The 20,860-nt window shown below is 60.5% G+C and carries 19 protein-coding genes (1 of these 19 cut by a window edge); 8 read left to right on the forward strand and 11 right to left on the reverse strand.

The window, feature by feature from the left end:
• Positions 1-715 carry the 5' portion of a tyrosine--tRNA ligase gene (gene tyrS / locus GTQ55_RS15870; protein WP_161859599.1) on the reverse strand. It extends 593 nt beyond the left edge of the window, so the window shows 715 of its 1,308 coding nt (coding positions 1-715); its start codon is at positions 713-715; its stop codon lies beyond the left edge, outside the window.
• Between the two features lie 319 nt (positions 716-1,034).
• On the opposite strand from tyrS, the gene GTQ55_RS15875 reads away from it, so the two are divergent.
• Together GTQ55_RS15875 and GTQ55_RS15880 are read left to right on the forward strand one after the other, a co-directional pair.
• Positions 1,035-2,408 carry a peptidoglycan DD-metalloendopeptidase family protein gene (locus GTQ55_RS15875; protein WP_161859600.1) on the forward strand — a complete coding sequence of 458 codons (1,374 nt, stop codon included), beginning with the start codon at positions 1,035-1,037 and terminating at the stop codon, positions 2,406-2,408.
• A complete protein-coding gene (locus tag GTQ55_RS15880) occupies positions 2,409-3,521 on the forward strand; it encodes an anhydro-N-acetylmuramic acid kinase (RefSeq protein ID WP_161859601.1) in 1,113 nt (370 codons plus the stop codon).
• Positions 3,522-3,556: 35 nt separating this feature from the next.
• Here the strand turns inward: GTQ55_RS15880 and erpA are convergent, their stop codons facing one another.
• The 4 genes from erpA to argC form a co-directional block, all read right to left on the reverse strand.
• On the reverse strand, positions 3,557-3,910 hold the full coding sequence (gene erpA, locus GTQ55_RS15885; protein ID WP_161859602.1) for an iron-sulfur cluster insertion protein ErpA: 354 nt from the start codon (positions 3,908-3,910) through the stop codon (positions 3,557-3,559).
• 154 nt (positions 3,911-4,064) lie between these two features.
• The gene (locus tag GTQ55_RS15890; protein ID WP_237567727.1) at positions 4,065-4,478 is read right to left on the reverse strand and encodes a bactofilin family protein; all 414 of its coding nucleotides are present in this window, start codon (positions 4,476-4,478) and stop codon (positions 4,065-4,067) included.
• Between the two features lie 102 nt (positions 4,479-4,580).
• Complete coding sequence (locus tag GTQ55_RS15895; RefSeq protein WP_161859604.1) at positions 4,581-5,324, reverse strand: DUF6776 family protein; 744 nt, start codon at positions 5,322-5,324, stop codon at positions 4,581-4,583.
• 74 nt (positions 5,325-5,398) lie between these two features.
• Positions 5,399-6,454 (reverse strand): N-acetyl-gamma-glutamyl-phosphate reductase, encoded by a 1,056-nt coding sequence (gene argC / locus GTQ55_RS15900; RefSeq protein WP_161859605.1) that lies wholly within the window; start codon positions 6,452-6,454, stop codon positions 5,399-5,401.
• 121 nt (positions 6,455-6,575) lie between these two features.
• Here argC and GTQ55_RS15905 point away from each other — a divergent pair, with 121 nt between their 5' ends.
• The 4 genes from GTQ55_RS15905 to hemL all read left to right on the forward strand — a co-directional run bounded on the left by GTQ55_RS15905 (position 6,576) and on the right by hemL (position 11,230).
• On the forward strand, positions 6,576-8,393 hold the full coding sequence (locus GTQ55_RS15905) for a chloride channel protein (RefSeq protein WP_161859606.1): 1,818 nt from the start codon (positions 6,576-6,578) through the stop codon (positions 8,391-8,393).
• Positions 8,394-8,467: 74 nt separating this feature from the next.
• The gene (gene hemJ / locus GTQ55_RS15910) at positions 8,468-8,905 is read left to right on the forward strand and encodes a protoporphyrinogen oxidase HemJ (RefSeq protein WP_161859607.1); all 438 of its coding nucleotides are present in this window, start codon (positions 8,468-8,470) and stop codon (positions 8,903-8,905) included.
• Positions 8,906-9,004: 99 nt separating this feature from the next.
• On the forward strand, positions 9,005-9,796 hold the full coding sequence (thiD, locus tag GTQ55_RS15915) for a bifunctional hydroxymethylpyrimidine kinase/phosphomethylpyrimidine kinase (protein WP_161859608.1): 792 nt from the start codon (positions 9,005-9,007) through the stop codon (positions 9,794-9,796).
• A gap of 150 nt (positions 9,797-9,946) precedes the next feature.
• Positions 9,947-11,230 carry a glutamate-1-semialdehyde 2,1-aminomutase gene (hemL, locus tag GTQ55_RS15920; protein ID WP_161859609.1) on the forward strand — a complete coding sequence of 428 codons (1,284 nt, stop codon included), beginning with the start codon at positions 9,947-9,949 and terminating at the stop codon, positions 11,228-11,230.
• Between the two features lie 63 nt (positions 11,231-11,293).
• On the opposite strand, the gene GTQ55_RS15925 is transcribed toward hemL, so the two are convergent.
• On the reverse strand, positions 11,294-11,683 hold the full coding sequence (locus GTQ55_RS15925) for an MAPEG family protein (RefSeq protein ID WP_161859610.1): 390 nt from the start codon (positions 11,681-11,683) through the stop codon (positions 11,294-11,296).
• Positions 11,684-11,775: 92 nt separating this feature from the next.
• On the opposite strand from GTQ55_RS15925, the gene hemB reads away from it, so the two are divergent.
• The gene (gene hemB / locus GTQ55_RS15930) at positions 11,776-12,786 is read left to right on the forward strand and encodes a porphobilinogen synthase (protein ID WP_161859611.1); all 1,011 of its coding nucleotides are present in this window, start codon (positions 11,776-11,778) and stop codon (positions 12,784-12,786) included.
• A 64-nt stretch (positions 12,787-12,850) separates the two neighbouring features.
• On the opposite strand, the gene mrcB is transcribed toward hemB, so the two are convergent.
• On the reverse strand, positions 12,851-15,553 hold the full coding sequence (gene mrcB, locus GTQ55_RS15935; RefSeq protein ID WP_161859612.1) for a penicillin-binding protein 1B: 2,703 nt from the start codon (positions 15,551-15,553) through the stop codon (positions 12,851-12,853).
• 284 nt (positions 15,554-15,837) lie between these two features.
• Between mrcB and GTQ55_RS15940 the strand changes: the two genes are divergently transcribed.
• The gene (locus tag GTQ55_RS15940; protein WP_161859613.1) at positions 15,838-16,845 is read left to right on the forward strand and encodes an adenosine kinase; all 1,008 of its coding nucleotides are present in this window, start codon (positions 15,838-15,840) and stop codon (positions 16,843-16,845) included.
• A gap of 86 nt (positions 16,846-16,931) precedes the next feature.
• On the opposite strand, the gene GTQ55_RS15945 is transcribed toward GTQ55_RS15940, so the two are convergent.
• The 4 genes from GTQ55_RS15945 to GTQ55_RS15960 all read right to left on the reverse strand — a co-directional run bounded on the left by GTQ55_RS15945 (position 16,932) and on the right by GTQ55_RS15960 (position 20,709).
• Complete coding sequence (locus GTQ55_RS15945; RefSeq protein WP_161859614.1) at positions 16,932-18,701, reverse strand: EAL domain-containing protein; 1,770 nt, start codon at positions 18,699-18,701, stop codon at positions 16,932-16,934.
• 197 nt (positions 18,702-18,898) lie between these two features.
• Complete coding sequence (locus GTQ55_RS15950; protein WP_161859615.1) at positions 18,899-19,480, reverse strand: YajG family lipoprotein; 582 nt, start codon at positions 19,478-19,480, stop codon at positions 18,899-18,901.
• 76 nt (positions 19,481-19,556) lie between these two features.
• Positions 19,557-20,123, reverse strand: coding sequence for a copper chaperone PCu(A)C (locus GTQ55_RS15955; protein ID WP_161859616.1), 567 nt, complete (start codon positions 20,121-20,123; stop codon positions 19,557-19,559).
• Between the two features lie 67 nt (positions 20,124-20,190).
• Positions 20,191-20,709 carry a hypothetical protein gene (locus GTQ55_RS15960; RefSeq protein ID WP_237567728.1) on the reverse strand — a complete coding sequence of 173 codons (519 nt, stop codon included), beginning with the start codon at positions 20,707-20,709 and terminating at the stop codon, positions 20,191-20,193.
• Positions 20,710-20,860: the final 151 nt, after the last annotated feature.

Below are 20,860 nucleotides of genomic sequence, written 5' to 3' on the forward strand. Positions count from 1 at the left end.
CGAACTTGGTGCCATCCGACTTGGTCACCAGTGGCAGGGTCAAACCAAACACCTTGCCCCGGTGCTGACGTCGCGTCAGATCCACGCCGCCGGTAATATTGCCCCACTGGTCCGAGCCCCCAATCTGCAGCGTGCAGTTGTGGCGCTTGTACAGCTCAGAAAAATCCATGGACTGCAAAAGGATGTAGGTGAACTCGGTAAAGGAGATGCCCTCCCCCTCACGCTGGATGCGCTGCTTTACAGACTCCTTGTTCACCATATTGTTAACCGAGAAGTGCTTGCCCACATCACGCAGGAAGTCGAGCACATTCAGGTCCTTGGTCCAGTCCAGGTTATTGACCACCAGCGCCGCATTATCCTGTGCATCAAAATCCACAAAGGCACTGACCTGGCGCTTGATTTTCTCAACCCAGCCATTAACTACCTCGGGGGTATTGAGGGAGCGTTCCTGCGCCTTGAAGGAAGGGTCGCCAATCAAGCCGGTTGCGCCGCCAACCAGCGCAATCGGCTGATGTCCTGCCGCCTGAAACCTCTTGAGTGTCAGCAGCGGGACTAGACTGCCTATATGCAGGGAATCCGCAGTGGGATCAAAGCCGCAATACAGTGTGCGACTCTCGCTCGCAAGGTGCTGTTCCAGTTCGCCGTCACCGGTGGCCTGATTGACCAGCCCGCGGCGCGTGAGATCTTCCAGCAGTGTCGCATCCACTCCGGCCATTGTATCCCCTTGCGGTAAGTTCAGATGTGCTCGAGACGGCCCCCGAACACTCGATCCGGCGGGCAAAAATTGGGCTGCAAATGTACCGAATCCTGCGCTAAATACAAGCGGAGCCGAGTAGTGGCGGCAAGTTGCCGGTTTTCTTGGGTGCGGCAGGATTTCGACGCAGGTCAGAGGAACTGAATCATGGACAGACAGGTCAATTACTCCGTGAACAAGGGCGGGAATTTTGTTATAAAGTTGCGCCGGTGTTCGTTTTTTAGGCACAATCGCCGGAACCCGATAACAACCACTGTCAGCGCTACCCCGATTTAAGATCATGCAGAAACAACGCAATAACCCTCGCCTGCTGGGCGCCATGGGCAAACACTTCCCCCGCACTCACGCACTGGCTGCGGGCGCAGCCAGTTTTGCGCTGGCGCTGACACTCTTCGTTTCCACCCCGGAAGTGGAAGCCAAGCGCACCTCGCTGGAGGTTTCCCTCACCCTCCCGGAAGAAGCCGTACAGCAGATCCAGGAGGAAGCAACCGCTGCAGCCATCGATGCGCCCCAGAGCGTCATGGAGGGGCTACGAGTGGTACAGGAGACCGTACGTAACGGCGACACCCTCTCCGATCTGTTCCAGCGTGCCGGTATCAGCAGCGCCGAAATGTACCAGCTGCTATCCAGCGGCAAAGAGGCCAAGCAGCTGGCCAAGCTGGTACCCGGGGAGGAACTCACCTTCCAGATTGACGGTGAAGGCAGCCTGCAGACCCTCGAGCTGCACCGCGACCGCCTGAGCAAGGTCGAATTCAGCCGCAACAGCTCCGACGAATACAAGTACGCGCTACACCAGCGTGAGGCGGAGCGCTATACCGCATTCCGCGAAGCCAAGATCGAAAGCTCTCTGTTCGTCGATGGCACCAAGGCAGGGTTGAGCAACAACCTGATTATGGAGATGGCGGACATCTTCGGTTCAGATATCGACTTCGCACTGGATATTCGTAAAGGTGACCGCTTTAGCGTGATCTTCGATGAAAAGTTCCTCGACGGGGAGAAGATTGGCAACGGCGCTATTCAGGCCGTGACCTTTACCAACCAGGGCAAGACCTTCAGCGCAGTGCGCTACACCGACAGCAACGGCGACACCAATTACTACACTCCCGACGGCAAGAGCATGCGCAAAGCCTTTATCCGTACGCCAGTGGATATCGGCCGTATCAGCTCTCATTTCAACCCGCGCCGCCTGCACCCGATCTTCAAAACCCGTCGGCCGCACAACGGTACCGACTATGCAGCACCCCGCGGCACTCCGGTTTACTCCGCTGGTGACGGCCGGGTCATCAAGGCCGGCTACAGCAAGGCCAACGGTAATTACGTATTCATTCAACACGGTGAGCGCTATATCACTCGCTACCTGCACCTGAACAAGCGCAAGGTAAAGCGCGGTCAGCGCGTCAAGCAGCGTCAGGTGATCGGCACCGTAGGCGCTACCGGATACGCAACCGGCCCGCACCTGCACTATGAGTTCCTGGTTGACGGCCATCACCGCAACCCGGCCACCATCGTGCGCAAGCTGCCCAAAGCAAAAGCCATCGCGAAATCGGAAATGGCCCGCTTCCAGACTCAAACCCAGCCACTGATTGCGCAACTGGAGCGTTTCGAGCAGCCCGCACTGGCACAAAATGCGGAAGAGAAGGACTCCGTAAACTGAATGACGGACCTTTACATTGGCCTGATGTCCGGCACCAGCGTCGACTGTATCGACGCGGTGCTGGTGGAATTCACCGAGTCAGACAACAGGCTGCAATGCCAGACCCGAGCCGCACTCGGGCACCCGATCTCATCCGCTATGCGCGAGGCCATTCTGGCCCTTTGCGCACCGGGTCCCTCTGAACTCGACCGCGCAGGGCAGCTCGATCGGCAGCTCGGCGAGGAGTTCGCTGCGGCTACCCTGGCAGTCCTCCAGGAAGCCGGCATCAAGCCTTCCGCGGTCAAAGCCATCGGCAGCCATGGCCAGACCGTACGTCACCGCCCCCCGGGCAGTGTATCCATACCCTTTTCCTTACAGCTGGGCGATCCGAATACCATCGCCGCACTCACCGGTATCACCACCGTGGCGGACTTCCGTCGCCGCGATATGGCCCTGGGCGGCCATGGCGCCCCGCTCATGCCGGCATTCCATAACGCCGTGTTCCAGGCAGGCCGTGACCGCGCTGTGGTGAATATCGGTGGAATGGCAAATATTACCGAGCTCGCGGCGGGTGGCGGGGTGCGCGGCTACGATACCGGGCCGGGAAACGCATTGCTCGATTACTGGGTAAAACTACACCGCGGCAAGGCCTACGATGCGGACGGTAGCTGGGCTGCCAGCGGCACACCACATACAGAACTGCTCAACCGCCTGATGTCCGACCCCTATTTTGCCGCACCCGCGCCGAAGAGCACGGGACGGGAAGCATTCAATCCTTCCTGGCTGGAGCGCGCCTGCGCCGGGCTGGAAGTCCCCCCCGCGGACATTCAGGCAACGCTGGCCGAAGTAACCGCAGCATCGATTGCCCAGGGGGTACACGAATTCGCACGTGGCGGAGAGCTGCTGGTGTGTGGTGGCGGTGCGCGCAATCGCGACCTTATGGACCGCCTGCGACGTCGTCTGCCCACCTGGTCGGTAGCGGCTACGGACGATTACGGAATCGATGCAGACTGGGTAGAAGGGGCGGGGTTTGCCTGGCTGGCTCGTCAGACCATGCTAGGGCTGAGCGGCAACTGCCCCGCAGTTACCGGCGCAGGGAAAGAGACCATCCTGGGCGGGATCTTCCCCGCCTGACATGTCCGTCGCGGTCTTTCCGGCGCGCAGGGCGGTCAAATAGAGAATGAGGAACCGCAGCCGCAGGTCGCGGAAGCGTTGGGGTTCTGAACCACAAAGCGGGAACCTGACAGCCCCTCTTCATAGTCCACGCTGGCACCCACCAGATACGGGTAGCTCATTGCGTCCACCAGAACCTCGATGCCGTCTTTTTCGACCACTGCATCGTCTTCGGCCACCAGTTCATCAAAGGTAAAGCCGTACTGGAAGCCTGAGCAGCCACCACCGGTCACAAAGACGCGCAGCTTGAGCTCCGGGTTGCCTTCCTCTTCCAACAGGCCTTTCACCTTGGCAACGGCCTTCTCGGTCACCTGGATCGGATCGGGAGAAAAGGAAACAGCTTCAGACATATATCACTCTCGAAACAGGTTCGCAGACCAACCCTCCGCAGAGAGCGGCTGCCCGCTGCCGAATGACAGCGGTGCGGGCGCATTATGGGTAAAACCCAGCAAACAGGTCAAGTATTGCCCGTTTCACCGGGTTTCACCAGCGTCCTCCGGCGCGTTATTCCGCGTCGACGGTGGTTGCGTCCTCGGAATAGCCCAGCATGCGAGGCTCACTGGTGTTATCCACTTCCACATTGGATACCAGGGAACCGTTGACCTGGGCGCCCTTGACCATCTCGATCAGCTTATAGTGCACATTGCCCTCAACGATGGCTTTGGAGGCGAGCTCCAGATGGCCACTTGCGTGGACGTCACCTTTTACATTGCCATTCACCACAACGTTGGGGACTCGGATCTCACCCTCGACGATACCGCCGTCAACGATTTGCAGGCGGGCGTCGCTATCACTGTGGGCGCAGACATTGCCGTTGACCCGGCCTTCAATCACCAGGTTACCGCGAAAGTGCAGGTCGCCGGTTACTTCGGTATGACGCGCGATCAGAGTCGTGTTGTTGCCACCAGTGCTAGCCATAGTTTTCTCTTTCTTCTTCAACATAATTCAACCAAAACCTCATGAATTGAGCGGAGCCTGGTAACTCCACTGAGAGCGCGGTACTGCGCTCACTTCAGCAAATCAGCTCTGCTGCACCAGCCAGCCGTAGCGCTGGTCAATATTGAACCCTTTGCGCTTGCTGGATTTAAGCGACAGTTCTACCCCTTCCGGCACGAAGCCCTCCGGCAACTGCAGCTCTCCCTCGATATTCTGGAAATACTTGAAACGCAGCGGAATCGACTCACTCTCAACCTGAGAGGAGAGGTCCGCCAACGCGTAACGGCGCGGCTCACCGTCGACCTGGCCAACGATCGTAAAACGCACCGCGCCAGTCACAACCTGATGACGGGCCGCGGACTGTTGCACCAGCAACTTGTACTGGTAGCGGCGCTCACCGGCTTCCGAGATACTGAAGCGACCAATGGAGACCCCATCGCTTCCCTCTGAAGGCGCCATGATACCGCGATAAAACGAGATCTCCTGGCGCAGCTCGGCAATCTGGTTTTCCTTCGCCACCAGCTCTCCGCGAACCGACTCGCTGGCCTGCTCGCCAATGGCCACCGACTGCTCCGCCGTGGCCGCGCGCACCCGCAAGGCCTCTATCTCGGCGCGCAGGCGATCGACCTCATCCAGAGCCTTGGCATGTGCCCGGGTCTTGTCATCCAGGTTTTTGCTCAGCTGATACTGCCCGGCAAAGTAAGCACCGGCACTGGTGGAAAGCACCAGCAGGGCCACCCCCAGCACAGAAAATACGCCGTGAAGTATGGGCCTGTGGGGCACCACCTTCATGCGATATTGCTTGCTGCCTTTAACTTTGCGTGCCATGTGTCCTGGGTGTCATTATCTGGATAGTGTTATCGATTGTCGTTTATTTTTCTATTCTGCGAATATCTTCGATTCTAAGGCAGCAATGCCGGGCTCTCCAGCCCCTGGTTCTCATTTAAGCCAAACATGATATTCATGTTCTGCACCGCCTGCGCTGAAGCCCCCTTGGCCAGGTTATCAATGACCGACAGGACAACAACGGTATCACGCCCCTGCGGCCTGAGAACCGCCAGACGACACATGTTGGTGCCGCGCACGCTGCGAGTCTGCGGGTGGCTGCCCGCCGGCATCACATCTACAAATGGCTCCGCCTGGTAACGCTGCTCAAACAGAGCCTGCAGCGCTTCCTGGGTCGCCTCCGCCGCAGCGGGGTTTTTCAGTTTCGCGTACAGCGTGGCATGGATACCGCGCACCATCGGCAACAGGTGCGGCACAAAGGTCAGGTCCACATTACCACCAACCACCTGGCTGAGCCCCTGCTCAATCTCCGGCAAGTGGCGGTGACCCGCCGCGGCGTAGGCGCGAAAGCTGTCGTTGTTTTCGGCAAATAACAGGTCGGTTTTAGCCTGGCGTCCGGCACCACTGGCACCACTGGCGGCATTCGCGATCAACCCGCTGGACTCAACCAGCCCTGCTTCCAGCAGGGGGATGAAACCCAGCTGAATCGCTGTGGGGTAGCAACCGGGGCAAGCGAGCAGCTGTGCGCCGCCTATCTGCTCCCGGTTGATCTCCGGCAGGCCGTACACCGCCTTCGCGGCCAACTCCGGGCAGGCGTGCTGCTGCCCGTACCACTGCTCCCAAGTGGGGATATCCTGCAGACGGAAGTCCGCGGACAGGTCGATCACCCGAACACCGCGCGCCACCAGGTCCGGCACCTGGGCCTGGGCCACGCCGTGCGGTGTGGCGAAAAACACCACATCACACCGGGCCAGCTCATCCACATCCGGTGCGCTGAACTTCAGATCGTAGTGACCACGCAGACTGGGGAAGAGTTCCGTCACCGGGGTGCCAGCTTCCGCACGGGACGTGATTGCGCTCACCTCCACCTGAGAATGGCCAGACAACAGGCGCAGCAACTCCACACCCGTATATCCCGTTCCACCTACGATTGCTGCTTTGATGACGCTCACTTTTGCTCCTCGCTGATCACTATCCCTGGCGGAACCTCCGCCGCTGCCTGATGGCGGGCGATAGCCCCTGTATACTGAGCCGTGCACTCTACCATAAGCCACCGATTTTAAAGGACTAACCGTGCGGCGACGCCAGCAGTCAAGCCCAGAGACTTTTACTTCGCCCCTATCCCAGCGGCGCCGCTCGAGCCTGCTCGAGCAGGCACGGGTCCAGCTGTCGTCACAGCAGGCGCTGGCGTTGCTGGTGTTGTTTGCCCTGATTATCGGGATCTGCGCGGGGCTGGTGGTGATTGGTTTCCGCCAGCTGAGTGAAGGGCCGGCGATTTTTTACCTGCCGCAACTGGAGGATTTTGAGTCTCTGTCCCCGGCGTGGCGCTTCGGATTACCGGTAAGCGGCGCCCTGGTACTGGGGCTGTTTTTCCACTGGGTCGCCCCATCCGGCCGCCCCACCGGCGTGGTACACGTGCTCGATCGACTGCACAATCACCAGGGCCGGATGCCCACCAAGAATGCCGTTCTGCAGTTCTTCGGCGGCGCTCTTGCCCTGCTGAGCGGCCAGTCGATCGGCCGTGAGGGGCCATCGGTTCATTTGGGTGCTGCCACTGGCAGCTGGATCGCGAAGCGTTTCCGCCTGCCCGACAATTCCGCGCGCACACTACTCGCCTGCGGCGTTGCCGCAGCCATTGCAGCCTCATTTAATACACCCTTGGCGGGGGTGATTTTCGCCATGGAAGTGGTGATGCTGGAGTACACCGTCGCCGGCTTTCTGCCGGTCATGATCGCCGCGGTGGTTGGCAGCGCGGCGACTCGCCTGGCGTTCGGGCACCAGGCCGCCTTCGACGTACCGGCCTCCCAGCTGGAATCCCTCGCTGAGCTGCCGATCCTTTTTGTCAGCGCCCTGCTCATTGGTGCACTTGCCTCGCTGTTCATTATCAGCCAGCGCCGCCTGGTTCCGCTGCAACAGAAACACTCACCCCTGCTGCGATTCCTGGTGGCCGGCACCGGCACCGGGCTTCTGGCACTGTGGGTGCCCGAGATCCTGGGTGCCGGCTACGACACGCTCGAGCTGGCCATGCTCGGCCAGCTCAGTATTGCCGCACTCTCCGCCATCGTGCTCGCCAAACTCGTCGCCACCGCACTGGCCACCGGGCTCGGAATTCCCGGCGGCGTCATTGGCCCCAGCCTGATACTGGGTGCCTGCATCGGCGGGGCCGCTGCGCACCTCGCCAATCTCTGGCTGGGGGCGGCTACCGCCAGCCCCGGCCTCTATGCAATGGTGGGCATGGCAGCCATGATGGCGGCACTGCTGAATGCGCCGCTGGCGGCACTGCTGACGATTCTCGAGCTCACTTACAACCCAAACGTCTTGTTCCCTGCCATGATGACGATTGTTATCGCCTGCCTGGTCAGCCGGCAACTGTTTGGCAGTGACGGCATCTATCAGGAATCCCTGCGCGCACTGGGCAAGAGCGGCACCCCCAGCTGGCGCGCGCAGATGCTGAGCAGAGTGGGCGTTGCCAGTGTGATGGAGCGGGCGGTAGCCATCACGCCGCAATTCCTTGAGCGGGCACAGGCCGAGCGTCTCATAGAGCAGCAACCGGCCTGGCTACTGGTCGGTGGTGAAACGACCCAACAGGCCCTGCGCACGGCCGACCTCGCGAATTTCCTGCAGCGTCCGCCAAAGGAGGGAGAAGGCGAGCGCCGCGAATCAAAGGAAGATGAAAAAATTGATCTCATGCGCCTGCCTGGCGAACGCCTGCAGCTGGCACCGCTCAGCTGGCGCGCCACGCTGCTGGAGGCGCAACAACAGCTTGAACAACAGGGGGCCGGTGCACTCTACGTAGGGAGAGATTACGACCAGGACAGCACGGGTATACTGAACAGCGATGTGGCGGGTATCATCCTGCCACAGCATATCGAACACTATTATCGGCAATAACGGTCATCAGTGGCCGCCAACGCCGAACTCAGAATAAATTCATAACCGGATCAATTTCCGGACAAGGAGCATCGATGTACGATTGGATCAAGGCTTTTCATATCGTATCCATGGTGTGCTGGTTTGCCGCACTGTTCTACCTGCCGCGGCTCTTCGTCTATCACGTGGACGCCACGGATGCGCTCAGCAAGGACCGCTTCCAGATAATGGAGCGCCGCCTCTACCGGGGCATCGCCATCCCCTCAATGATCGCCACCATCGTGTTCGGAGTCTGGCTGATTTACATCCAGAGGTCCTACAATCCGGATTACCTGAAAACTTCAATCTGGCTGCACGCCAAGCTGACGCTGGTCGTGCTGTTGATCGGTTACCACCACATCTGCGGCAGCTATGTGAAGAAATTCGCTGCCGGCACCATCAACAAGAGCGGTCGCTACTTTCGCGTATTCAATGAACTACCGGTACTCGCGCTGCTGGCCATCGTGATACTTGCTGTCGTCAAACCCTTCTGAGCACCGTGTTGAGCTAGGCGCGGGAGAGCACCGGAGGTGCCGCTGCCGCGCACTGGCAAGGCTAGAATGAATAGATCCCTCTTCAGGCCCTGAAAGGTTATGGATACACGCCAACCCATCATTCTCACGGTCACACATCACGATCCCAGTGGCAGTGCGGGCATTGCGGCAGATACGGAAACCGCCGCCAGCCTCGGCTGCCATTGCACCTCCGTGGTATCGGCGATCACGGTGGGTGATACCCGTGACCTGGCCGGCGTGGCGCCGGTGGACGAGAACCTGCTGGTGGAGCAGGCGCGGGCAATTCTGGAAGACATGCCGGTGGCCGCCATCAAAATCGGCTACCTCGGCTCGGTGGAAAATGTGCACGCCCTGCACAGCGTGCTGCGGGACTACCCGGACATTCCACTGATCATCGACCCCGATGCGACACTCGCCGACAAGGAGAGCGTGCTGGCACCACCGCTATGGAGAGCCATGTGCGACCTGCTGCTACCGCTGGCTACCCTGGTTGCGCCCAATAGACGCGAGGCCCGCGCCATGGCCGGCGAAGCCGATGTGCACGATGCACAGGCGCAGGAGCTGCTGGAAAGTGGCTGCCGTTACCTGCTGCTCACTGGTGTTCCCGCCGCCGACCAGCAACTGGAAAACCGCCTTTACGATACCCGCGGGCTGGTGCGGGAATTCCGCTGGCAACGCTTGCCGCCGGCCGCGTACGGCGTCTGCGGCATCCTCACCACCGCCATTGCCTGTCATATCGCCCACGGCCTGACCATGCTTGAAGCGGTAAACCGCAGCCAGCAGTTCACCTGGAGCGCCATCGCCGACAGCCGGCGCCTGGGCATGGGGCGGCCGGTGCCCAACCGGCTGTTCTGGACCTGCAAGGACTGAAAGCAGCACACCCGGGCACCCTTCCCCACAGTAATCTGTTGCGCAACCAAACATGCGGTTTGCGGCAACCGACCGTGGCGAAGATAATAGCCCGCACTTTCCGATCCCGTTTCACCCCATCTTTCAAACCAATCCGGTTTCCGAATTTCTATGAGCAAATCCGAATCCCTCTTTGCCGAAGCCCAGAAAGTCATCCCCGGCGGCGTCAATTCGCCGGTACGCGCCTTCCGCGCGGTGGGCGGCACGCCGGTCTTTATTGAGCGCGCCGAAGGCGCCTACCTGTACGATGCTGACGAGAAGCGCTACATCGATTACGTGCAATCCTGGGGCCCGATGGTACTGGGCCACGCCCACCCGGACGTGATCGATGCGGTTGTGGAGCAGGCCCAGTCCGGCCTCAGCTTCGGCGCCCCCACCGAGCTCGAAACCGAGCTGGCAGAAGAACTCTGCCGTGTGTGGCCGAACATGGACCTGGTGCGCTTCGTGAACTCCGGTACCGAAGCCACCATGAGCGCCATCCGACTGGCCCGCGGCTACACCGGCCGCGACAAGATCGTGAAATTTGAAGGGTGCTACCACGGCCACTCCGATTCCCTGCTGGTAAAAGCCGGCTCCGGCGCTCTCACCATGGGCGTCCCCTCCTCGCCGGGCGTACCCGCCGCCCTGGCGGACCACACCATCACCCTGACCTACAACGACATCGAGGGCGTGAAAAAGTGCTTCGCAGAGATCGGTGACCAGATCGCCTGCATCATTGTCGAGCCGGTAGCGGGGAACATGAACTGCATCCCACCGGTACCCGGTTTTCTCGAAGCCCTGCGTGAAGTCTGCGATCAGGCGGGCAGTGTGCTGATTCTGGATGAGGTGATGACCGGCTTCCGGGTCAGCCTTACCGGGGCCCAGGGCTACTACGGTATCGAGGCAGACCTGACCACGCTCGGCAAGGTGATCGGCGGCGGCATGCCGGTCGGCGCCTTTGGCGGCAAGCGCGAGATCATGGAGCAGATTGCACCACTGGGTCCGGTCTATCAGGCGGGCACTCTTTCCGGCAACCCAATGGCCATGGTCGCGGGCCTGGAAACCCTGCAACTGATTCAGGAGCCGAAGCTCTATGAGGAGCTGACAGCCAAAACAGACCGTCTCGTAGAGGGCGTACTGGCAGCGGCCAAAGAGGCCGGCATCCCCATGACCGCCAACAAGGTGGGCAGCATGTTCGGGTTTTTCTTTACCGATGCCGAGAAGGTGACCAATTACCAGCAGGTGATGGCTTGTGATACCGAGCGCTTCAACCGCTTCTTCCACGGTATGCTTAAAGAGGGTGTTTATCTGGCACCAGCCTCTTACGAAGCGGGATTTATGTCCGCTGCCCACAGTGACGAAGATATCGAGGCCACCATTGCCGCGGCACGCAAAGTGTTTGCGCAACTCGGCTGAATCGCACCAACCGAATGCGCGTCGCCGCCGAGCTGCGCGCGTTCGGCACCCCCTCCGGCGAAATCACGCGGCCGCCAGCGCCGCCATCACCAGCAGCCCGAGACAACAAAAAAACCCGCTAAACCAGCACAGTGAGCGCGCAGCGGCCCAGTCTTTCAGGTAACAGATACCGTATAGAATCCGTGTTGCCACAAAGATAAGCGACAGTCGCGCCAGCCACTGCTCATCCACGCCTGCGGCAATCGCCGCGAATACCCCGGCGATAAATGCCGGCAGAATCTCGAAACTGTTGCGCTGGGCCCAATCCGCCCGCCGCGACAAGCCGCTCTGGTGCTCGAGAAACTCCCGCGGCGAACGGTTGTTGTAGCGTCCCTCCGCGGTGGCCTTGGCGATCGCGGCAAATGTGGGCGGCATCAGCACCACCACCAGCAGACACCAGAATGCAACAGCCATCAGAGTAACTCCCGTTTTGGTATGATTGCCGCCAGCTTAGCCGCCGCCCAGTGTGTGCGCCAATCCTACCCTTCCAGCCGGAGTGACATTCCATGAGTATCAGCCTGCACCGCGGCGCCTATCCGAATACCCGCCCGCGCCGCCTGCGCGCCCACGACTTTTCCCGCCGCCTGGTTCGGGAAAACCAGCTGACCACCGATGACCTGATCCTGCCACTGTTCGTGATCGAGGGGCGCGGAGAAACCCAGCAGGTCGCCTCCATGCCCGGCGTGGAACGGCTGACCGTGGACCTGCTCACCGCCAAAGCAAAAGCATTGGTGGAACTCGGCATTCCCGCTGTCGCGCTGTTTCCGGTGGTGGATCCGTCCGCCAAATCCGACGACGCCCGCGCCGCCTATGCCCCCGACGGTCTCGCCCAGCGCGCGGTTCGCGCCCTCAAGGACGCGGCACCGGAACTGGGTGTGATTACCGATGTAGCCCTGGACCCCTTTACCAGCCACGGCCAGGACGGCTTGATGGATAAACAGGGCTATATCGTCAATGACGACACGGTGGAAGTGCTGGTGCAGCAGGCCCTTTCGCATGCTCAGGCGGGCGCAGATGTGGTGGCCCCATCCGACATGATGGACGGCCGCATCGGTGCTATCCGAGGAGCTCTGGAACGGGATGGGCATGTAAATACCCAGATCATGTCCTACGCCGCCAAATACGCTTCCGCCTATTACGGTCCGTTTCGGGACGCCGTAGGTTCTGCCGGCAACCTGAAGGGTGGCAGCAAGGTGAGCTATCAGATGGACCCGGCCAATGGCGATGAGGCGCTGCACGAGTGCGCGCTGGACCTGGCTGAAGGCGCCGACATGATCATGGTGAAGCCGGGCATGCCCTACCTGGATGTGGTGCGGAGAGTGAAGGAAGAACTCAGGGTGCCCACCTTTGCCTATCAGGTGAGCGGTGAGTACGCCATGCACTGCGCAGCCTTCGCCAATGGCTGGCTGGCCCGCGAAGCGGTGATTCTGGAGTCCCTGCTGGGCTTCAAGCGCGCCGGTGCCGACGGGGTGCTGACCTACTTTGCGGAGGAAGCGGCGCAGCTTTTGCGGCGCTGATTATTCGATGTGTAAAGCTGGCCCATAATTCCGGGCCAGCGCACTGCTCCTGTTCAGGAGGCAGTTACGGCCACTGATCCGGTTCCTCGGGTGGCCAGGGTTGCGCCTCTTCCACCGGCGCACCGCGAGAGCCCGGATCCTGAATGGCCTCCTCCCTTCGCAACCGCTCTTCCAGTATCCTGCGCTCCTCCTGAGCCCGCCGCTCCTCCTCCAGATATCGCTGCTCCTGAATTCGTCCGGACTCTTCCAGACGCTGCAGGCGCTCCCGCTCCGTCGATGGTGGAATCTGCTGTTGACCGGCCTCTGGCTGTTGCTGTGGTACCGGCTGCTCCTGCTCCAGCTGCTCCCGCAACTGGCGTTCCCGTTCGCGCTGCTCTTGTTGTCGCCGTTGCTCCTCCGGGTCGATGCCCCAGCCCGGCGTCATGTCCTCACGGGGCGCCGCGTTTTCCTCATCCCGATCAAACCAGTTCCGGAACCAGCCGCGACGCTCACAGCGGGGGTCGGTTTTCAGGCGACTTTCCACCGACACCGGGATCTCGCGGCCACCCTGGCAATTGCGCGGGTCCATGTATTCACCCCGATCGTTCACCGGCTTCCACTCAACGCCCCGGGGAGCCTTGATGCGCCCGTGGCGGTGGGGCAGCTTGCGCATGATGTCGGTCCAGATTGTCAGTGCACCCGTGGCACCGGTAAGGCTGGTGCGCTCATTGTCGTCACGCCCCATCCATACCACCGCTGTCACTCCGGGGCTGAAACCGGCAAACCAGCTATCGCGATAATCGTTGGTGGTACCGGTCTTGCCGGCGAAGGGCACACTGTTGGGCAGGCGCCGGTAAGCACTTTTACCGGTCCCTTCCCGCATCACCTGCTCCAGCCCATAGCGCAGCAGGTATATCGGGACCTCGTCCACCCCACGGTTGGATTTGGGACGGAAGCGCTGCACCTGTTCGCCGTCTGCGTCGGAAACTGCCAACAAAGTGCGCGGCTCTACGTGCTCACCGCCATTCGCCATGGTCTGATACATACCCGCCACCTCAAACGGTGTCAGCTCCACTGCACCGAGGAACAGCGACGGAACTCGCGGCAGACTGGCCTGTACTCCGAGACGGCGAATAGTCTGGCGCACATTTTCGATACCCAGATCCAGCCCCAGACGCGCGGTGGCCTGGTTATACGAGCGGGACAGGGCAACATAGAGCGGCACCAACCCGTGGCTGCGATTGCCGAAGTTGGCCGGCATCCAGACCTGGCCATCGGCGGTTTCCTCGCGGATCGGCGCATCGTCGATCAGGGTCGCAAGGGTGTATTCATGTGCACGCTCCAGTGCGGTCAGGTAGACCGCGGGCTTGATCAGAGAGCCGACCTGGCGACGCGCTTCCAGGGCACGGTTGAACCCCGGGTAGTGCGGTCGGCGATCCCCCACCATGGCGAGCACATTGCCGCTGTGGTTTTCCAATACCACGGTGGCGCCCTGCAGAGAGTTTTCCTGGATACCGCGGTCTTTTTCCAGCCTGGCCGCGCCGTCACTCACCGCATCCTCAGCCAGCTTCTGCACCGAGGGAGAAAGCGTGGTGTACACCCGCAGGCCTGCGGTGCGCAGCTCCTCCACGGAGTAATAAGGACGCAACTCTTCCAGCAGCCGCTCGGTAAAGGCGGGATAAGGATTCTGCGCTGCGGCGCCGGCAGCGGCCACCTCCAGCGGCTTTTTACGCAGCCGCTCGTGCTGCTCTTTGGTGATCAGGTCCTGCTCGAACATCACGTCCAGCACGGTGTTGCGGCGCTCCAGCGCCCGCTCGGGGTTGCGCCAGGGATTATAAAATGAGGCTCCCTTGGCAAGCCCGACCAGCAGCGCGATCTCATGTGGCTCCAGCTGGCTGAGCGGTTTCTGGAAATAGAATTCGGAAGCCAGCCCGAAGCCGTATATCGCCCGACTACCCTGCTGCCCCAGCCAGACCTCGTTGATGTATTCCTGGAGGATGTAGGCCTTGTCGTAGTGGACCTCCATCAGGATTGCCATCAGCGCTTCATTAAACTTCCGCCACAGACTCGGCTTGTGATCAAAGAAGATGTTCTTCACCAACTGCTGGGTAATGGTGGAGCCACCCTGTACCACGCCGCCCGCCTTGAAGTTGGCCACCATGGCGCGCGCGATGCCGCGGGGAGACACCCCGAAGTGATGCACGAAGTCCTGATCCTCTACCGCAATCAGGGTGGCCCCCAGCAGTGGCGGGATTTCCTCGATACGCACCGGTGTGCGGTCGTCGCCCCCGCCGAGCAGGGTGCCAATGGGCGCAGCGTCGAGGCGGAACTCCTTCAGGCGCTCATCACCCTCGCTACGCAGGTTACTCAATTCATCGTTGCGCAGGCGGAACCGGACCTTCGCCGCCGGCTCGCGCTTGTCCGCATGGATAAAGTCGCGCCGCCAGACCAGATACTCCATGCCCTCGCGCTGCCACTGCCCCGGCTCCTCAAGTGCCGAGACCTGCTTGTAGTTCAACGCCGCGAATTCGGATGCCAATTCATCCGGGCGCATCACCATACCCTCCTTGAGAATCAGAGGACGGGCGTAGACCCTGGCCGGCAACTGGTACTGGCGGCTGTCCAGCCGCTCGCGCAATTGCACATCCAGCCACACCATGTACCCGGCAAGAACCAGCACGCCGAGCAGGGCCAGCAGGCTGAGACGCTTGATCCAGACGCGCAGTCGGCCGGAATGTCGTTTTGCGTTTGCACTTTTCGCTTTAGTACGGCGCTTTTTCGATGCCATATGCGTTCAGATAAACTCGTTTCTTTCAATAAACTATCGATGAGTCAGGCCATGGGGCCCGAAGGTCAGACCGGTTAATACAGCCATAATTGAGCCATTTATAGCGCGCATTTATAAGGTCGCTTTTGTTCAAGTCAAACCTGGCGGGTCACACATCGTCATGATGCGCGCCCCCTCGCCCCACGCTGCCCAAAACTTGCACTTGCTCCGCCGCCCGCCATAATGCATCCAGCGCCCGTCCTGCGGGCCCCTCGAATAGAATACACACTAGCTACGGACCCCTTATGCACCAGTACGACCTTTACGGCATCGGCGCCGCCCTTCTCGACACGGAAATAGAAGTCACCGACGGCGACCTGCAGTCCCTGGGCATCGACAAAGGGGTCATGACACTGGTGGATGACCAACGCCAACAGCAGCTGGTGGACGACCTGAAAAATCACATGGTCACCGCCAGCCACGCCTGCGGCGGTTCCGGTGCCAATACCGTCATCGCTGCAAGCTATTTCGGGCTCGATACCTTTTATTCCTGCAAAGTAGCCAACGACGATAACGGTGATTTTTACCGCGACAATCTCGCCGCCGCCGGAGTCGGCTACCCCAAAGCCCTGCACAACGCAGACACCGGCATTACCGGCAAGTGCCTGGTACTGATCACGCCAGATGCCGAGCGCAGCATGAATACCTACCTCGGTATCAGCGCCGAGCTGTCTGTCAGCGAACTCGACAGCGAGGCACTCGGCAAATCCCGCTGGGCATATATCGAAGGCTACCTGGTCTCCTCTGACACCGGCCGCGCCGCCGCCATCGAGCTGCGCAAACAGGCCGGAGCCTGCGGCGTAAAAACTGCCCTGAGCCTATCCGACCCCATGATGGTGCAACTGTTCCACGATGGCCTGAAAGAAATGATTGGTGACAGTGGTGTCGACCTGCTGTTCTGCAACCGCGATGAAGCCCTCAAGTTCTGCGCCACCGAATCCCTCGATGAGGCGGCGCAGACACTGCGCGATTACTGTCGCGCTTTCGCCGTGACCCTTGGCGCCGACGGCGCACTGCTGTGGGACGGCGAACAGGTACACCGCGTGTCCTCCCCGAGCGTAAAAGCCATTGACACCAATGGGGCCGGCGACATGTTCGCGGGTGCCTTCCTGTACGGCATCAATCGCGGTATGGGATTCGCCGATGCCGGAGAACTGGCCTGCCGCGCAGCCGCGCAGGTGGTGAGTCAGTATGGACCGAGATTGCGGGCGGAGCAGCACAAGACACTGCTGGAGCAGGAAGCCAGCGCGTAATTTCGGAAGGATTGGTTTACCGGGGCTTTCAATACAGGATCTCAGGCGCGTCGCAGACAGGGGGTGACGCAGCGCCCAGGGAGGGGCTAGCTGACCGAAGAAGGACGCGGGCCACTGATTTCAGGAAGACACGCGGCGGCGGCAATACCAAACCCCTGGGCGTAATCCACCCCCATAAGGCGCAGCTTTTCCAGCAATTCCGGCGTCTCCGCAAACTCGGCGATGGTACTGATGCCCATACGCTTGGCCAGGTGATCCACCGTGCTCACCATCGCACTATCGATTTCATCTTCCAGCATATTCCGCACGAAAGAGCCATCGATCTTCAAATAATCCACCGGCAGCTGGCGCAGGTACGCCAGCGATGAAGCACCGCGGCCGAAATCATCCAGCGCAAAACTGCACCCTGCCGCGCGTAACTTGTGGATAAAAACCAGCGCACGATCCAGGTTATTGATCGCGCTGGTTTCGGTAATTTCAAACTGCACCCGCGACGGCGCCACGCCGGCCTCGGTCAATTCCCGCAGTACAAAATCGGCAAACAGTTCATCGCCGAGACTGATACCGGAGATATTGATGGCATAGTGGAAGCCACCGGACCCGCTCGACTGTTCCAGCGCCATGTAGCGGAGAATATTGCGGATAACCCAGCGATCCACCTCGTCGATCATGCCATAGCGTTCCGCCGCCGGCAGAAACAGCCCGGGGGAAATCACATCCCCATCCCGCCCCTGCATGCGTACCAGAACCTCGTAGTGATGCACGCGGTTTTGATCCTGCAATGCCACCACCGGCTGGCGATAGAGCAGCAGGCGGTCCTCGCGAATAGCGGCATGAATCTCGGCAAGCCAGGTACTCTCGCGGCGCTTCTCCAGTGCCTTGCGCGAATCCCCGAAGAATTTGACCCGGTTGCGCCCCTGGTCCCGCGCGGCACTGCACGCGTCGTTAGACGATGCCAGCAACTGGCTCGCCGGCGGCGCGTGGCTGTCGACACTCACGGCACCGATGGAGAGGGCCGGACGGGTCTCACTGTCCTCCCACTGGAACACAAACCCGTTCACCGCCTCCCGCAACCGGGTGACGATACGCTTGGCCTCTTCCAGAGTGCAGTCTTTCAATAACAGCGCAAACTCGTCACTACCAACCCGCCCCAGCAGGTCGCCATTACCCAGGCAGCGAGTGAGAATCTTTGCCAGCGCTATCAACAGCGCATCCCCGGCGCTGTACCCCAGCGTGTCATTGACTACCTTGAACTGGTACACGTCGAGATACAGCAGGATATGGTGTTGGCGGGGACCGGTATCGGTATTCAGCAGTTGCTGCAGCGCGTGTTCGAATGTCTGGCGGTTGGGCAGATGGGTGAGCGCATCGTGGCTACTCTGCCAGCTGAGGCGGGAGGAGATCCGGCGGGCATCAGAAGTATGTCGCAATACGAGAACGTAACCTTCCAGCACCGCATCATTTTTGAGACTGTTGATCTGCACGCTGATTTCCAGCAGCTCACCAGTCTCCCGGCGGATGTTCGCGCGCAGCTCTCGCCGGCTGGGAATATCTTCCTCGCGGTCACCGCTGGCCAGGTTCAGGTCGAGCGCTTCCCCCTCGTCATCAAACAGCGGCAGGCTGTCGGCGAGGACCTGCCCCGGCAACAGCCCCACCAGATTGCCACACAGCTCACTGACCAGCGGGTTGCTATAGCAGACCAGGCCGTGCCGGTCGGTCACAATCACCCCGTCAGCCACTTCACCCAGCGCCAGCTCCGCAGCCGCCGGACTCAGTCGCGCACCAGCTAGCTTGCCGGTGCCAGACTCTTCCAGCAAGCTGTGATAGGCCGCATTTTTGGGTGTAAATTCAGTCAATGAACTTCCAACTCAACCGGCAATATGAGCCGATTTTACCGAGGCATCCCGCATCGGGACTGCAGAACAATAGAGCACGAATGCTCTCCATAAGGGAAAATAATACCGACATATTCGCCAGCGCGAAAACCTCCCTCTAATCCCCGACGGCATTTGTGATCAGAATCACAGGCCTCCGGGAACCACGTTTGATCCAATTACAGATGCTGGCGCAGGAATGCCTTCAGCTTTTCATCCTCAAACGCCCGCTGCAGTGTGGCACTCAGCAGACGATTGACCGTGCTCTCCACTTCTTCCGCGCTGGGCTTGATCAGGTTGCGGTCATTGCCACTGGTACTGTAATTCCCGTAGAAGGTGGCGCCTTTTACGCTGACTTGCAACTGGATCGATGCTCCTGAATTCACCTTGGTTGTGTAGAGCTTGTTCGGACTGTCGTAACTGAGGTCGGTGAGATTTGCCACCACCTGCACGTCACCACCGGTCTCGACACTGCGGAAAGACCAGGATTCCAGCCCCTGGTACAGCGCGCTCGCCAGAGACTGTTCAATGTTATTGGACATAGTCACATTGGAGGAGTCGGCATAAATGCCCCCAAGGGACCCAAGGCCGCCACCCGGGAGCTGGTTGACTCCGCGCGCATGTACAGTATAACCAGCTCCGATGTTATCCGGTGCCACGTTAACCTCGGGTTTGACCGCCACCTGTACCGGGCTGTGCGCACAGGCAGCCAGCATGAATGCAAATCCCGTTACCAGCAATGTGGTGGCAAAACTTTTCATCAATTATCTCCAGTGATTGTCTACCGAAATTGTTTATGGGGTGAAGCGCGCTCAGACCGCCCAAGCCATCAATCGTTCAACCATGATCATGGTGCGCATGATGATGACCGGCACCCTGCTTCGGGCTTTCTTTTACCTTTTTCCAATCGGGTGCGCGCACCGGCAATTTGACCTCTAGGTTGCTACCGTCGGCAAACACCAGCCGCAACGGTAATACATCGCCAGCTTTCAACGCGACACCATGTACCATCAGATGGGTGGCACCCGGGCGCATTTCAATAGTGCCATTGCCGGGCAGCGAAAGTTTTTCCAGTGCGCGCATCCGGCTTATGCCATCCACCTGCTGCGTGGCGTGCATTTCAACTTTGCCCCCGGGGTGCGCCGGCAACTCCACCCGCCCCAGCACGCGTGAGACTCCGGACAGATCCCGCAAGGTCACATAGGCCGCACCCATCGGCGCACCTGGTGGCATTTCCCGTGCGTACCCGCTTACCTCTAGACCCGCGGCCAGATCTTCAGCCGCAGTCGGAGCGGATAAATGCGCGCGACCTTGCGCGGACTCGGCTGCGGCAACCCCACCCACAGGGGTAGAGAGCAGCAGTACCAGTGCGCAAACGTCAAAACCTGAAAATGGCCTTTTCATAATTTTCTCCCGCTTATAGTCCCGCTTCGACCGGGCTTTTTATTCTTCGCCGGGTCGTCTCCCGGACTCAGGGGTTCTTTTGTAACAGTAATCGCGGCGGATTGCCGAGCTTTATGTCACCACGAACCCGATAACCCGGTACGGCCTGGCGCAGTTGGCTGTATATCCAGCGCCCCTCGGCATCGCTGCGGGCGACAATAACGACGCGCAACTGATGTTCACGAATGCGCTGCGCAATGGCGTTCAGCATTTCCACCATGGTATCGGAGCGTGCTCCAAGCTCCTTGACCGGCAAAGTCACAGTCTGTGCACCGGGGCCATCCAGCGTCACATCCTGCCGAGCTCTCGTCTGCTCTCGCTGCAGTTGGTCCCGCACCTCTTTGGACAGCGGGTTGCCGGGAGCAATTTCGTCGGCCCTGTTCAGCAGGCTGTTTACCTCACCGAAGGAGCGCTGGCGCAGTGCGTCACGCGCTCGCTCCACCAGCTGCATTACCAGTATCTGGATACCCGCGGCGGCCTGGGTATTGCCTGGATCCAGCTGCTGCACCTGCAAGTAGAAGTCGTAGGCGCTGGCACCGGCAGGCATAGTGATAAAACCCTCTCGCTGAGCACGCTCTGCGCGCCCGAGGAAATGCTGCACGGCACGCTGCCTGATTTCTTCCGGGCTGGGCCCGGTGGGCGCCGGCGGCGGAGGTGTCGGCTGGGGCGGCGCGGGGGGCGGGGGCGTCGCACATCCG

This window comes from Microbulbifer hydrolyticus (assembly GCF_009931115.1).
Taxonomy (GTDB): Bacteria; Pseudomonadota; Gammaproteobacteria; order Pseudomonadales; family Cellvibrionaceae; genus Microbulbifer; species Microbulbifer hydrolyticus.